Origin of the sequence: Sphingomonas rubra (genome assembly GCF_900115745.1) — a bacterium.
GTDB classification, from domain to species: domain Bacteria; phylum Pseudomonadota; class Alphaproteobacteria; order Sphingomonadales; family Sphingomonadaceae; genus Sphingomonas; species Sphingomonas rubra.
On the sequence record NZ_FOXP01000015.1, the window covers coordinates 1 to 13,238 of the forward strand.

14 protein-coding genes and 1 pseudogene are annotated in these 13,238 nt (G+C 65.1%); 9 read left to right on the top strand and 6 right to left on the bottom strand.

Annotation, left to right across the window (positions count from 1 at the left end; translation table 11 throughout):
• The 3 genes from BM145_RS14855 to BM145_RS14865 all read left to right on the top strand — a co-directional run.
• Positions 1-1,570 (top strand): HsdM family class I SAM-dependent methyltransferase (locus BM145_RS14855; protein WP_143090202.1); only part of this gene is annotated, 1,570 nt, incomplete at its 5' end.
• Positions 1,567-2,628, top strand: a complete 1,062-nt coding sequence (locus BM145_RS14860) for a BsuBI/PstI family type II restriction endonuclease (protein ID WP_064313106.1) — start codon at positions 1,567-1,569, stop codon at positions 2,626-2,628. The genes BM145_RS14855 and BM145_RS14860, both read left to right, overlap by 4 nt.
• 155 nt (positions 2,629-2,783) lie before the next feature.
• The gene (locus BM145_RS14865) at positions 2,784-3,365 is read left to right on the top strand and encodes a hypothetical protein (RefSeq protein ID WP_064313107.1); all 582 of its coding nucleotides are present in this window, start codon (positions 2,784-2,786) and stop codon (positions 3,363-3,365) included.
• Positions 3,366-3,654: 289 nt separating this feature from the next.
• On the opposite strand, the gene BM145_RS16455 is transcribed toward BM145_RS14865, so the two are convergent.
• The 4 genes from BM145_RS16455 to BM145_RS16635 all read right to left on the bottom strand — a co-directional run bounded on the left by BM145_RS16455 (position 3,655) and on the right by BM145_RS16635 (position 6,078).
• Positions 3,655-4,044, bottom strand: a complete 390-nt coding sequence (locus tag BM145_RS16455; protein WP_245739396.1) for a hypothetical protein — start codon at positions 4,042-4,044, stop codon at positions 3,655-3,657.
• A 373-nt stretch (positions 4,045-4,417) separates the two neighbouring features.
• Positions 4,418-4,759 (bottom strand): Rap1a/Tai family immunity protein, encoded by a 342-nt coding sequence (locus BM145_RS15790; protein ID WP_024021617.1) that lies wholly within the window; start codon positions 4,757-4,759, stop codon positions 4,418-4,420.
• Between the two features lie 3 nt (positions 4,760-4,762).
• Complete coding sequence (locus BM145_RS14875) at positions 4,763-5,695, bottom strand: DUF1259 domain-containing protein (protein ID WP_037531219.1); 933 nt, start codon at positions 5,693-5,695, stop codon at positions 4,763-4,765.
• Between the two features lie 17 nt (positions 5,696-5,712).
• Positions 5,713-6,078 (bottom strand): Rap1a/Tai family immunity protein, encoded by a 366-nt coding sequence (locus tag BM145_RS16635; protein ID WP_148564657.1) that lies wholly within the window; start codon positions 6,076-6,078, stop codon positions 5,713-5,715.
• Between the two features lie 85 nt (positions 6,079-6,163).
• On the opposite strand from BM145_RS16635, the gene BM145_RS14880 reads away from it, so the two are divergent.
• The 6 genes and pseudogenes from BM145_RS14880 to BM145_RS14905 all read left to right on the top strand — a co-directional run bounded on the left by BM145_RS14880 (position 6,164) and on the right by BM145_RS14905 (position 10,807).
• Entirely contained in the window at positions 6,164-7,123 is a 960-nt protein-coding gene (locus tag BM145_RS14880; RefSeq protein WP_232318433.1) for a chromate resistance protein ChrB domain-containing protein, read from the top strand.
• A 12-nt stretch (positions 7,124-7,135) separates the two neighbouring features.
• The gene (gene chrA, locus BM145_RS14885) at positions 7,136-8,365 is read left to right on the top strand and encodes a chromate efflux transporter (protein WP_024021613.1); all 1,230 of its coding nucleotides are present in this window, start codon (positions 7,136-7,138) and stop codon (positions 8,363-8,365) included.
• Between the two features lie 193 nt (positions 8,366-8,558).
• Positions 8,559-8,802: pseudogene (locus BM145_RS16460) on the top strand (transcription elongation protein SprT); the annotation flags it as partial.
• A gap of 72 nt (positions 8,803-8,874) precedes the next feature.
• Positions 8,875-9,528 (top strand): ParA family protein, encoded by a 654-nt coding sequence (locus BM145_RS14895; protein ID WP_093334453.1) that lies wholly within the window; start codon positions 8,875-8,877, stop codon positions 9,526-9,528.
• A complete protein-coding gene (locus tag BM145_RS14900; RefSeq protein ID WP_245739397.1) occupies positions 9,525-9,857 on the top strand; it encodes a hypothetical protein in 333 nt (110 codons plus the stop codon). The genes BM145_RS14895 and BM145_RS14900 overlap by 4 nt, the downstream gene beginning before the upstream one ends.
• A complete protein-coding gene (locus BM145_RS14905; protein ID WP_024021610.1) occupies positions 9,854-10,807 on the top strand; it encodes a replication initiator protein A in 954 nt (317 codons plus the stop codon). The genes BM145_RS14900 and BM145_RS14905 overlap by 4 nt, the downstream gene beginning before the upstream one ends.
• 570 nt (positions 10,808-11,377) lie before the next feature.
• Here BM145_RS14905 and BM145_RS14910 read toward each other — a convergent pair.
• Positions 11,378-12,946: a type IV secretory system conjugative DNA transfer family protein gene (locus BM145_RS14910; RefSeq protein ID WP_093334454.1), complete on the bottom strand. Its 1,569-nt coding sequence runs from the start codon at positions 12,944-12,946 to the stop codon at positions 11,378-11,380.
• Positions 12,946-13,233, bottom strand: coding sequence for a hypothetical protein (locus BM145_RS14915; protein ID WP_024021608.1), 288 nt, complete (start codon positions 13,231-13,233; stop codon positions 12,946-12,948). Before BM145_RS14915 ends, BM145_RS14910 begins: the two co-directional genes overlap by 1 nt.
• Positions 13,234-13,238 lie beyond the last annotated feature (5 nt).

Genomic DNA, 13,238 nt, shown 5'->3' on the forward strand with positions numbered 1-13,238 from the left:
CAAGCCTTATGGCCGGCTCGACCGTGCCGTTGCCGAGCTGGCGCAGGTGGTGGGCCGCGAGGCTGCACCGCTGCCGATCACCGAGGCCGTCTATTTCCTGACGGGCCTCTACACGACCTTGCTGGCCGCACGGGAGCGTGGGGCATTGGGGGCGTTCTACACCCCGCCGGCGCTAGCGAACCGCTTGCTCGACATGGCCGAGGAACAGGGGATCGACTGGACCCGCGCTCGCGTGCTGGACCCGGCGAGCGGCGGGGGCGCGTTCCTGTTGCCTGCAGCCGAACGGATGATTGCCGCGCTTCCCGAAGCCGAGCCGGCGTTCGTGCTACGGCAGATCGGCACGCGCCTGGTCGGGCTGGAGCTGGACCCATATGCCGCCGGCTTCGGGCAGAACGCGATCGAGCTGTTGCTGGCGGACGTGACTTCGGCTGCAGGTCGCCCCGCGCCGACTGTCGTGCGCGTAGCCGACACGCTGGAGGAGGCGCCTAGCGCCCGCTTTGACCTGGTGATTGGTAACCCGCCCTATGGGCGCGTCACCCTCACTCCGGCGCAGCGCCAACGCTTCGCGCGCGGCCTCTACGGCCACGCCAACCTCTATGGCGTCTTCACCGACATTGCCGTGCGCTGGACCAAGAAGGGTGGCACGATCGCCTATCTCACCCCCACCAGTTTCCTGTCCGGCCATTACTATTCCGCGCTGCGCGAGCTGATGGCGAAGGAGGCTCCCCCGGCCGCAATCGACTTCGTTCATACCCGTCGCGGCGTGTTCGAGGACGTGCTGCAGGAGACGTTGCTGGCCGCCTATCGCCGCGGCGCCAAGCCCGGGCGCGCTCAGGTCCATTATGTCGAGGTTACGAGCGAGCGCGAGGCACGCCTTATCCGCAACGGCACGATCGGGCTCCCCTCCCCCGCATCGCAACCTTGGCTTGCGCCGCGTGAGCCGCGCCACAGTGCCCTGATCGCCAAGGCGGAGGCCATGCCGGCGCGGCTTGCCGATTGGGGCTACAGCGTGTCCACCGGTCCCTTGGTGTGGAACCGCTATAAGGACCAGATGCGGCAGCGCTCTGCCCGCGGCGTGCATCCGCTCATATGGGCCGAAGCCGTGTCTGCTGACGGCCGGTTCGCGTTCCGAGCCGAGAAGCGCAATCACGCGCCCTATTTCAAGATCGAGCGTGGCGACGCCTGGCTATTGGTCGAGGAGGCGTGCGTCCTCGTTCAGCGCACCACCTCCAAGGAGCAGGCACGTCGGCTGATCGCGGCCGAGTTGCCGGCTGACTTCATTGCCCAGCACGGCGGTGTGGTGGTCGAGAACCATCTGAACATGGTCCGCCCGGTCGCACGTCCTGCCGTATCGCCAGCGACGGTTGCGGCGGTGCTGAACAGCCGGATCGTTGACCAGCTCTTCCGCTGCATCAACGGTAGCGTTGCCGTGTCGGCGTTTGAGATGGAGGCGCTGCCCCTGCCCTCTCCTGCGGCGATGAGACAGGTGGAGGCGCTGGTTGGCCGCGGAGCCTGCAGTGCCGAGATCGAGGACGAACTCGCGCGGCTTTATGGGCAGGTTGCGCCATGATGCCGATGCTGACCCGCGATGACGTTCACGCCCGCCTGCAGGAGATCTTCCCCGATGGCGCGCCCAACCGCGCCTATCTGACCCGGATGCTGGCTGCGAGCACGGTGTTCGTCGCGCTCTATATCGACGCGATCGAGGGCAGCGGGACGATGCTTGGTCCCAAGCACGTCTATCGCATGACCGACGAGCAGGCGGTTCTTGTCGATGATGCGAGCCGCAGCGCCTATGCGACAGGGGTCTTACGTACTGGCAGCCAGACCGAGGGTCGGCGCTGGTATCAAGACAACACCCGTGAGCCGATCCGCGACGAGACCTTGCGCGAGGGGCTGGTGGCAATCGGTGCCGTGATTGAGCGCACGGACCTTCCCACCACATCGAGCAAGCCGCGCTACGCTCTGAAGGCGAGCTTTGCCGCATTGTTCGATCCTGCCCTCACCGGCGAGGCGCTGCAGGCTCGCATTGCGACGTGGCAGGCTGAAGCGCTGAACAAGGGCGCGCTCGCCCGATTGGCGATTGTGCGCCAGGGCGCGGGCGCCAGCGCGGACCAGGTGCTTGTCACCTTCCCCAATGGGGAGACGCGCCGAATGAAGCCGGGGCCGAGTTCCGAAATCACCAAGGCAGTGGTGGAGGTGTTTGCGCCCGCCTTTCTCACCGCCCCTGCCGTGGTGTTCCTCAGCGAGAGCGGGAACAAGGTGGTCGCGCGCGACGATGCGCTAGCGCGATCGATTGGCCTCGCGATCCAGGCCGACAAGAACCTGCCCGACACGATCCTAGTCGACCTTGGGCCGGTGCATCCGCTGCTGGTGTTCGTAGAGGTGGTCGCGACCGATGGACCAATCAGTCAGCGTCGCAAGGACGCGCTGGAGGAGCTTGTCGCCGAAGCCGGCTTCCCGGCTGAGCATGTCGCGTTCGTGACCGCCTATCTCGACCGTAGCGCCGGACCGTTCAAGAAGACGGTCGATAGCCTTGCATGGGGTAGCTACGCCTGGTTTGCGGCAGAGCCCGAGCGGTTGGTGGTTTTCAGCGAGGCACGAGAGAGTCTGCGCGGCCGACCGTAGCGGCAGCGAGGATAATGTTGGGAATTATCCTCGCTGTCGCTGCAGTCATGCCAATTATCATCCCTATTTATCCTCGCTATTTATCTTGATTTCTTATCGCTTGAACTTGCCAATTTCGCGGTCATCTTGCTGCGCAGCAAACGAAAGGATGAACCATGAATAGCAACAAGCGGAGCCGTGGCCGGCCGGTTGGCACCGGCCTGGACGACGGTCCCACCCTCAAGAAGGTCGCGGACATGATCGTGGCGAACCCGTCGCTTCGGCCAACGACCGCGATCCGGCGTGCTCTCGATAAGCCCGAGCCGTCGAACATTCGGCGGCTGCAGGTGAAGTGGAAGGCCGGCAAGGCCGAGTATATGGTGGAGGCTCAGGCCAGGCGTGCAGCCGCATCGATGCCGGCACACCGCGTGAGCGCGCCCTACTCGCCCCGCACGGGCCGCAACATCGTGGAAGCACACCGGAAGATGCAGGAGGCGCTGGGGCCAGGTTTCCGCGCCGCCCAGGAGATGATGAACAGCCCGGGTATGCGGGCGGCTCAGGAGGCGGCCCGTCGCTACCAGGAAAGCCCGGCCTTGCGAGCGATCGAGGAGTTTCGGAACAGCCCCACGATGCGCGCCATCGAGGAGCTTCAGAACAACCCAACGGTGCGTTTGATGCGTGAACTGCAGGACAGTCCAATGATGCGGGCCGCCAGGGAAATGGAGAAGGTGCAACGCCTCATCAACCGCGGCTTTTAAGCCGCGTTGAGGAGCGAGCAGCTATGGTCGGCGAGGCAGCAGCGCGAGAACCGATTGCTTGTTGTCCATCCAGGCGGCAGCGGTCTGGCTACGCCAGGCGATCATGTCGTGGATGCGCTGGTAATCGTCAGCGATATTCCGGGTGAAGATCGGCTCATGGTGCGCGATCCGGTTTCGGAGCCGTCGTATGATGCGCAAATCGGTGTGAGCGACGACGCGGCATTGTGCGATGGTTTGCGCGGCCGGTGCGCCAGGGAAGCAGGCACGAAAATGGGCGTTCCAGATGCGGCTATCCTGGCCAGCGGTAAAAATCTTCTCCCAGAAGGCGAACTTCAGTTCGGCAATAATCTTGCCTGTTGTTGGGAGCAGCGCAGCGCATCAGGTCTGAAGCCGGATTGTAGTCGGTCTGCCGCTTGGGTCGCGGAAGGCTGCGGATGAAGCCGTTGTTCCACGGCCAGTTTGCTCCGTGCACGGCTTCGATTGCTTCCGCGATGCCGTTCCGCATCGCGACCTCGCAGACCTGCAGCGGGACGATCAGAGCAGCGGAGAGGTCCAGGTTCCACTCGTACATCTCCAGTGCTCGTTCCCGATCATTGCCCATCGCCTGCAGGTAGGTTGCGAAGCGGGGAGCGGAGATAACGATCGGCAACTCGTGGAGTTGGTCGAGGGTGAAGGGCAACGTTGAATCCTGTCAGCAGAAAGTTGACGATGCCGTCAACATCGCTATATCGGCATCTCCGGCTTTGAGAACGCGGGCGCAAGCCCCCCCTCATCGTCAAAGGAGCCTCAAGGCCCGCCTCTGGCGGGCCTTTTTGATTCTTAGCTCGGTGGTCCTACGCTACCTTTTTGCAGCAGGTTTTTACGACAGCGCCCCGCCGTCGCAAGCAGCTCGCTTTCTCGTCGCTGCAGAAATCAGGACTTCCGCGACAAGCCGTGGCCGCTGCGATCCATTCTCTGTCGTTCCGCTCGCGCTGATGGGCGCCTGAAAGCCACCGTTGACTCGGTCGAGCACGGCTGTTCAGAAAAATGACCGGTTGTGACACTAGGTATCGTCATCGTGGTGAGTTCGACGGACACGGCCAGGTCTCACTCATCGCGCGCTCCGCGCCCGCCATCATGTGCTTGTCATGGAAGTACGTGTTGACTTCCGCCCAGCGCACATAGGCGGTCCGCAACCGGTGACGGTTATAACGAGGCGGATTACAGACACTCTGCTGGGCGATCATCATGTCAACGATGCCCTGAAGGTAAGCTCCGCAGCCCGACTCGCCTGCCCGGCAGCTCGTGAGCAGCGCCAGACCCTGCATATCGCTCGGCGTTTCGTCTTGAGCGAGCGCGCCTGTAGGCGCCAGCGCGGCTGCGGCGAACAGCGCCGTCCACCAGTTTCGTGTCATAGGTCAGCTCCGTTGCACATTGGTTTTATCCAGTGCTGCACGGAGCCCGCGTGCGAGCTTCTGGGCGTCGTCATTCGCCCAAAAGTGCATGAAGAAGAGCCGGGGCTGGTCATCCAGCATGTGATTGTGAAGCGCGGTGACCTCGATGCCCCCCGCGCGTAGTGCGCGGAGCACGGGATCGACCTCGGCGGCGGTGAGCACGAAGTCACCGGTGATCGCCGCCCGGCCCGAGCCGGTCGGCTGGAAGTTGATCGCGGTTGCGGTGCCCATGGACGCTGGCGCGGGCATGCCGCCGTCGCTCAGCTTCTCCGCGCGGGGAAAGCTGAACTGATAGACCCCACCGTTGGGCTTACCCTTGCCATCCATCAGCCGGTCAAGCGCGGCGGTGTCGAGGGCGATTGGCTGCGACGACCCCGCGCCGGCGGACGGCGGTTGCGAATCCCTGGATGGTGCCGTCATCGGTGTCCGGCTGGCGGCGAGCGCTTCACGGAGGGCGGCCGCAAGCTTCACGGGGTCACCATGGCCGCCGATGTGCATGTACATGGTCGCGGGCGCGGAACGAAGCAGATGGTTGTGGAGCGCGGTGATCGTGAAGCCGGATGCCAGCAACCGGCTCATGACCGGATTTACCTCCTCATGCGTCAGCACGAGGTCACCCATGACCATCACGTCATTGCCCATGGGGTGGAACGCCGCCCAGGAGCCGAGGGCAAGCGCCGGCTTGATTGCCACACCGTCGAGCTGGACGTTAAGATCGCTGCGCGGGAACCCATACCGGCGAACGCCGTCGGGCTGCGTCGTTCCCGCTCGGCCGAGGCTCTTGTCCACGAGCGCCCACCTGTCGCCGTGCGCCTCGGGCGGTGTCGCTTGCGGGTTTGTCTGGGCGGCGGCCGGTGCGGCGAGCGCGATCGCCAGCGGGAGCAACAAGTGACGCAATGCTTCTCTCCTCGATCTCAATTGGTTTGTCGGCATGGGAAGCGCTGGCGTAGCGCCATCGTCACACCCGCCAACCGGGGCAGGTTGGCTGCGTGACGGTTCTCTACCGCCCACGCCGGGAAGATACGGCTCAGCTCGCCCGATCGGACGCCCCGGCCGCAGATTCCGGCTTCGCTGCCGCCGTTGCCGAAAGCGGAAAGCGTCTCGGCGGCACCAGCGAGATACGCTTCGCACCGACCGTTCACCTTCCTTTTCGTCTCGTCGACACACGTCCGATAGAACTGCGTAACCGTCTCATAGCGAGGTTGGGCCGCGGCAGACGAGGCCGCTGGGCACGCCAGGCACGCCAGCATGGCGGCAGCACCTGATCCAACAGCTCGCATTGCGGTCTCCTCACCCCAACTATTAATCCACCCAAGCAAACGATACAAGTGTACGTTCGTTGCGTCGCTATGTTACAGTTGCTTCATGGCTGATGCTTCTTCGCCCGAGCCCCGTGACTGGCTGCTCCTGATCCCACAGCTCCCGGCCAAGCCCGCCTATCTGCGCGTGCGGGTCTGGCGGCGCTTGCAAGCAATGGGAGCCGCTCCCCTCAAGAATGCCGTTCACGCGCTCCCTGCTCGCGACGACACCCGCGCGCTCTTCGAGGAACTCAGAGCGGAGATCACCGCAGGGGGTGGCGAGGCGTTGATCCTGAAAGCCCGGCTAGTTGAGGGGATGGTTGATGCGGAGCTTCGCGCCGTGTTCGACGCGGCCCGCGACGCGGATTACGAGGAGTTGGCGCGCGAAGCGCGTATGATCGCCAAGGCGGAATACGTGTCGTCCGCCGACGTCCGCCGCCTGCGTAAACGCCTGGACGAGATCGCAGCGGTCGACTTCTTCGGCGCGCATGGACGGCAGGCGGCGGACGCCGCGATAGCCCAAGCGGAGGGGCGCGCCGGCCGCCACCCGGACGTGAGCGGGCCGGGAGCGCCGGAGCTGACGCCGGCGGAGCTGAAAGGCCGCACTTGGGTCACGCGCCGGCACGTGCATGTCGATCGCATCGCCTCGGCCTGGCTTATCCGCCGGTTCATCGACCCGAGCCCCAGCTTCAAGTTCGTGGACGGCAAGGACTACCAGCCCGAGCCCGGCGAGCTTCGCTTCGACATGGCGGACGCGGAGTTCACGCACGAAGGCGACCACTGCACCTTCGAAACGCTGACATATCGGACGGGGCTCGACGGCGATCAGGCGCTCGTTGCACTTGCCGAGATCATCCACGACCTCGACATCGCCGACGACAAGTTCGGTAGGCCGGAGACCGCCGGCATCGCCGCGCTCATCAATGGCATCTGCGCGAGCACCGACGGCGACAACGAGCGCATTGCCCAAGGGTCGGGCGCGCTCGATGGCTTCTACGCACATTTCACCAAGCGACGCGGCGCATAAGGGGAGCAGGACATGTCGAGCATCGAACATCCTGCCCCGGCGAGCGCGGCTCTGGATGAAGCCCAGCCGCCAGAGCTAAGTTATCCCGCGCTATTCTTGCGCTTCTTGCGCTTCGGCATGATGGCGTTCGGCGGCCCCGTAGCGCAGATCGCAATGATCCGGCGCGAGCTGGTGGACGAGGAACGCTGGATACCCAGCGACCGATTCAACAAGCTGCTCGCAGTTATGCAGGTGCTTCCCGGGCCGGAGGCGCATGAACTCTGCGTCCATCTCGGCATCCGCGCCAAGGGGCGACTGGGCGGCCTTCTGGCAGGGCTCGGCTTTATGTTGCCCGGCCTCGTGCTCATGCTCGCGCTTGCCTGGGCGTACACGCGGCTCCCGATTCAAGGAACGCTCCTCGGAGCCGCATTCTTGGGCATCCAAGCAGCGGTGATCGCCGTCATTGTCCGCGCGGTCCATCGCATCGGTGAGCACATCTTGTTCGACCCGTGGCTTTGGGCCGCAGCGATTGCGGCGGCGGCCGCCTCGCTCGCCGGCGTCAGCTTCTGGATCGTGCTTCCGGCGGCCGGCGCGGCCTACGCGCTCGGATCAACCGGGCGCTACGCGCTCGCCGCGGTCGTGGTCGCGCTTGCCGTTGGCCTGGCGGCTCTGACCTGGGCAGGAAGTCCCGGGGGTGCCGAAATAATGACGGGCACCAAGGAACCAGCGCCTGCCATCGCCGCGCTGTTCTGGGCGGGATTGAAGGGTGGACTCCTGACCTTCGGCGGAGCCTACACCGCCATCCCGTTCATCCGCAACGATACGGTCGGCCGGGGATGGATGACCGACGCGCAGTTCCTTGATGGCTTGGGTCTGTCGGGCATCCTGCCAGCCCCCCTCGTGATCTTCGCTACCTTCGTGGGTTGGATCAGCGGCGGCCTTGCTGGCGCGCTTGCCATGACCGCTGGCATGTTTTTGCCCGCCTTCGCGTTCTCGCTCCTGCTCTACGATCGACTGGAAGCGGTGGTCGAACATAAGCGATTGCAACTCTTCCTGGCGGGCGTGGCGGCCGGCGTCGTCGGCCTGATTGTGGTCACCGTTGTTGATCTTGCCCGAACCACGGGCGCACGCACGCCGAACCTGATCGTAAGCGCGCTCATCTTCGCGGTCTCGCTGGCGATTATGTACCGGTGGAAGAGCAAGCTCGCCACGCCGGTTGTGCTGGCGATTGGGGCGGCAATCGGTGCCATTGCGCTGAGCTGACGGTTGTTGATGACTAAGGCTGTTCCTTCTCGCCCCAGCGTTGTCGCAGAAGCGGCGACGCTGGGAAGTCAGAATATTTGCGACATTGACTAAGCGAATAAGCTGTTAAGCGACAAACTGCTTTTCGCCCTTTTAGGCTCCAGCAGCCAGCGGTTTCCGAGGCTACCCGCTCTTGCGGCCGTTCTCGCGTGAAGCGGCGATCTTGGCTGCGGTCGGTCACCTCCCCCATGCCAGACTCGATACAGGCAGCGCGACCACTCGGCCCAGGAAGCAGGCGGCGCGGATGCTGAAATGCGAGTGCTCGACGTGCGGCTATACCGTCAGGACCGCGCGCAAATGGCTGGAGACAGTGGGCGCACCTTTGTGCCCGGTTGAGGGGGCATGGCCCGATGCGCCACGATCTGATCGGCGACGAAACTGAGGACGGACGTGACTAAGCGACTAATGCCCTTTACGACTAAGCGGCTAAGCTCCATAAGCCGCTTAGCCGCTTAGTAGGAGCAGCAGCTATGCAAGTATGGGCCGTCATCGCGCAAAAGGGCGGGCAATCCAAAACCACCCTCTCAACCGGATTCGCCGTCGAGGCGACGCGGGAGGGGGCGTCGGTCGTTATCCTCGATGCCGACGATCGCCAGGGATCGGCGCTCTACTGGTCCGAACGCCGCGACGAGGACGACGTGATGGTGAAGGACAGCAGCGTTGCCGGTCTGCCGCTCCACGTCTCGCGCGGGCGCAGCAGCGGCAAGATCGACCTCATCATCATCGACACGCCGGCGAACTCCAAGGACATTGCCATGCTCGCAGCCGAGCAGGCGGATTTCGTCATCATCCCTGTCGCGCCGCGAGGGCTGGACGTTCATTCGGTGTTGCAGACCGTCAAGCAGGTGCAGCAGGCAGGCACGCCGTTCGCTGTTATACTGACGCAGGTTCCGCATCAGGGCGGGGAGGGGCAGGAGGCCCATGCCGGTTTCGCGGCGAAGGGCGTGACGATGTTCGACAGCCGCCTCCACTTCCGCAAGGATTTCTACAAGGCCACGCCGCTCGGCAGAACGGCGGCCGAGACGGACCCGGACAGCAAGGCGGCGACCGAGTTGCGCGCCGCCTATGATGAGGCTAAGCGACTAAGCGGCTTTACGACTAAGCAAGTAAGCGAGGTTGGATGATGGCGAAGAAAACTTCCGCGCTCGCCGGCATCTTCGATGACGAGCCCGAGGCACCGGCACCGGCTCCCGTTGCCGATGCAACTCCCGCGCCGCAGCCTGCCGTCCCGCGTCGGTCGCGGCGTGCGGCGGACACGTCGGCCCCGGCAGTACCTGCCCGGCGCAGCAGCCATCCTGGCAAGAAGCCGGTGCTGATCCACATTCCCGAAGACATGCACCGCACACTGCGCCAGCTCAGCGTCGAGGAGGGCGGGGAGCCCCTTACCGTCATCACCGAGCGGTTGCTGCGCCAGTATCTGGTCCAGCGGGGACACACCAGGTTCGCGCCGTGAGCAAGCGGCGTGATCCCAATCCCGAGTTCGACCTGTTCATTCCGGCGCTCGGCGATCTTCCGCTCAAGGACCAGCGGGAGGTCATGGAGCGCCCGTTCTTCTCGCTCCAGAAGCGCAAGCGGCTGAAGCCGATCGAGTATCGCAGCCCGGATGGCGAGGCCTGGGTGCGCGTGCAGGCCATTCCCGACTACGGCATGGCCACGATCTGGGACGCCGATATCCTGATATGGGCCGCGTCCACGCTCAACCGCATGAAGCAGCAGGGGCTGAACGATCTGCCCCGCACGCTGACAACCACGCCCTACGACCTACTGCGGGCGATCAAGCGCAGCACAGGGGGCAGGGACTATCAGGAGCTGCAAGCTGCGCTCCTCCGGCTCCAGACGACTTCGATCACAACTTCGATCCGCGCGACGAAGCGCCGGCAGAAGGCTGGCTTCAACTGGCTCGACAGCTGGACCTTCGACACCGACGCCGAAACGGAGCAGCCGCGCGGCATGACGCTGACCCTCTCGGATTGGGTCTATGAGGGCATCGTCAACGAGAAGTCGCTGCTCACCATGCACCCCGACTATTTCCTACTCTCCGGAGGGTTGGAGCGGGCGCTCTATCGTATCGCGCGAAAGCACGCCGGCACGCAGCGCGGTGGGTGGACTTGCCGGGTAGAGGTGCTTCGCGACAAAACCGGCAGCGATGCCCAGCCCAAGGAGTTCAACCGGATGCTTCGGCGGGTGATCGAGGCCGACCAGCTCCCCGACTATGCGATGGAGCTGACCGAGACGACGGACAAAAGCCCGGCCGTGTTGTTCAGGCTCCGCGGCGAGGCCGAGGCACTGGCACTCGCCGAGAGAATGCGCGCCGAGGAGGAGCGGCGCGCCCGTTTCGACGCCGAGCGCAAGCGGGCCGAGGAAGTCGATGCACAGATGGACCGGCTTGCCGGCCGCCGCTGACTATCGGGGTTTCACACACCGCAAGCCCAACTATCGGGGTTTCACACACCGGCCAGCGATGCTGCCTGAACCCTGACATGCTTCGGGCGATGCCGGAGCCACCAGCCAGGCTGTGGATAACTGGCACCGGAGGCCCCTTTTCGGCTCCAGAGTCTCGGGGTTTCACCCACCTTGGCGTCGGGGTATCACCCACCGCACTATCGGGGTATCACACACCGAATCACGGGGTTTCACCCACCGGGCCGGCTGGCAAGCAGTTGATAAACAAAGCAAGATTCCGCTTTTTGAGCGGCTTAACTTGTTTAACGATTCCTATTTAACAGAATCTCTTAACGACAGGGCTCACCCAAAACCGTCAACCTGAGAAGGGCAAGCGGAATTGGCCTACGGCCAATGCGCCTTCGATCCGTGCCGGCTAACGCCGTCACTAGAGCGGCCTATCGGCCGCAGGGCTTCCGAAAGAAGCCAAGCGAAACTGGCGGTGTGTGCCTTCAGCGTTCCGCCGGCAGAGAGGGCGATGAGGCGCTACCCCAAAGCTCACTTTTCGATCTTCCGGGCCGGCGTGTGCGATCACGCCGGATCGAACAGGCCGGCGAACTCGCGCTCGGCATAGTAGCGAACCTTGCCGGCCCACAGCGGGCGTTCGCCCTGGCGCAGCAACAGGAGCGTGTCGGCCGGCATCCGCATGATCTCGTCGGGCGTCACGAGCCGCCGCGCCGTGACATGCGTGCTGACGCTTTCCGAGGGACCGGCGCGATTTTCACCCCAGCCCGTGCCGCGCGACGTACTGAGGGTCGCATATTCCAATGTCGTGTCGCCGATCGTGCGCGAGAGCATGTCGGCGGTGGCGTGATCGTTGACCCCGAATGTCTGGATCACGCCGGCGTTGGACAGGAAGGTGTCGGCGCGCTCGCCATAGAGCGCACGGAGCTGGTGCATGTCCTGGAGGATCGGCCAGAGCTGGAGGCCATAGCCGGCCATCAACCCCATCGCGCGCTCCACCGGCTCCAGTCGGCCGAGGGCGGCGAACTCATCGAGCAGGAACAGCACCGGGCGTTCCGGCCGGGCAGGGGAGCGCGCCATATCGGTGACGGCCTGCGCGACCAGCAGCCGCAGCCAGCGAGCATAGGTATCGAGTCGATCCGGCGGCAGGCACAGGAACACGGTCCCGGGCCGCTCCTTCAGGTCCGCGAAGCGGAAATCGGAGGCGGACGTGCTTTCGACCAGGCGCGGGCTATCGAGAAAGTGGGTGTGGCGCTGCGCCGAGGACAGCACGCCGGCGGCCTCGCGATCGGACTTGCCGAGGTGACGGTTGGCGGCGCGTGCGATCAGGCCGTGCGCGCCGCTGCTGGCTTGCATGTCTGCCAGCAGCGCGGCGAAGCCGGCGGGATCGCGGGTGAGCTTGTCGCGCACGGTGGCGAGCGTCGCGCGGGCAGGGGGTTCGTGGACGACGGTGTGCAGGATCACGCCGGCGATCAGCGCCTTGGCTTCCTCGTTCCAGTGCGCCTCGCCCGATTGTCCCGGCGCATCGTGGACCAGCGCGTCGGCGATCGTCTGCGCATCTTCCGCCAGGTCCGGGCTTGCGGGATCAAGCTGCGCCAGGGGGTTGTAGCGGGCCGCAGGACGCCCGGAGACGCCGAAGGGGTCCAGGCACCACACAGCGCCTTTGCTGGCCCTCCCACGGGCTGTGACGCGGGCATTCTCGCCCTTAGGGTCGATGCAGACCACCGAGCGGTCGAGCAGCAGCAGGTTGGGGATGATCGTGCCCACGCCCTTGCCCGAGCGGGTGGGTGCGATCGTCAGCAGGTGCGCCGCGCCGTCATAGTGGAGCAGCTTGCCGGATTCCTTGGCGCGGCCGATCAGGAGATCCCCGTTCGCCTCCAGCTTGCGCACGTCGGCGCGGTCGCCGAAGCGGGCCGAGCCCAGCAGCTCGTTCCGGCGCTTGCCGGCGCGGCTGTTGATCCACCAGGTCGCGCCGATCAGTCCGACCAGGACCAGGAACGACACCGTGCCGGAAATCTGCCCGACGCCGAAGATGCCTTCCAGCCATCGCGCGGTCGCATAGGCCGCGACGAACGAGACGACGATCGCGAGCCGCCAGCTGATCGGCCGCCGCCCGCCGATGAGCGGACCAGCCATCAGCAGGCCTGTTCCAGCGGCGTAATCGCAAGCGCCGGATCGGCGTCGGGATGCCCGAGCAGCTTGAGGATGATTTGCGTGGCGAGGGGAGGGGGCACCGCCTCGTCGCGCAGCATGTCGAACAGCGCCTCGTCATCCCCGCTCAGCGTCATGCCCTCGATCGCGAGGTTGGCGCGGGATTCGGCATCGGCTTCGCGCCATTCCGCCACATCAGCCGGCGTGCCGCGCTCAAACTCCAGCGCGCGAACCTCCCGGCGTATCGCATCGAGGTCGAGGAGGGGCGTCACGGCTT

Excerpts from the sequence above, each read along its gene's own strand:
- BM145_RS14865 (WP_064313107.1), top strand. The coding sequence starts at position 2,784 with ATGAATAGCAACAAGCGGAGCCGTGGCCGGCCGGTTGGCACCGGCCTG.
- BM145_RS14900 (WP_245739397.1), top strand. The coding sequence starts at position 9,525 with ATGATGGCGAAGAAAACTTCCGCGCTCGCCGGCATCTTCGATGACGAG.
- chrA (WP_024021613.1), top strand. The coding sequence starts at position 7,136 with ATGTCGAGCATCGAACATCCTGCCCCGGCGAGCGCGGCTCTGGATGAA.
- BM145_RS14910 (WP_093334454.1), bottom strand. The coding sequence starts at position 12,946 with ATGGCTGGTCCGCTCATCGGCGGGCGGCGGCCGATCAGCTGGCGGCTC.
- BM145_RS14860 (WP_064313106.1), top strand. The coding sequence starts at position 1,567 with ATGATGCCGATGCTGACCCGCGATGACGTTCACGCCCGCCTGCAGGAG.
- BM145_RS16635 (WP_148564657.1), bottom strand. The coding sequence starts at position 6,078 with ATGCGAGCTGTTGGATCAGGTGCTGCCGCCATGCTGGCGTGCCTGGCG.
- BM145_RS14880 (WP_232318433.1), top strand. The coding sequence starts at position 6,164 with ATGGCTGATGCTTCTTCGCCCGAGCCCCGTGACTGGCTGCTCCTGATC.
- BM145_RS14895 (WP_093334453.1), top strand. The coding sequence starts at position 8,875 with ATGCAAGTATGGGCCGTCATCGCGCAAAAGGGCGGGCAATCCAAAACC.
- BM145_RS15790 (WP_024021617.1), bottom strand. The coding sequence starts at position 4,759 with ATGACACGAAACTGGTGGACGGCGCTGTTCGCCGCAGCCGCGCTGGCG.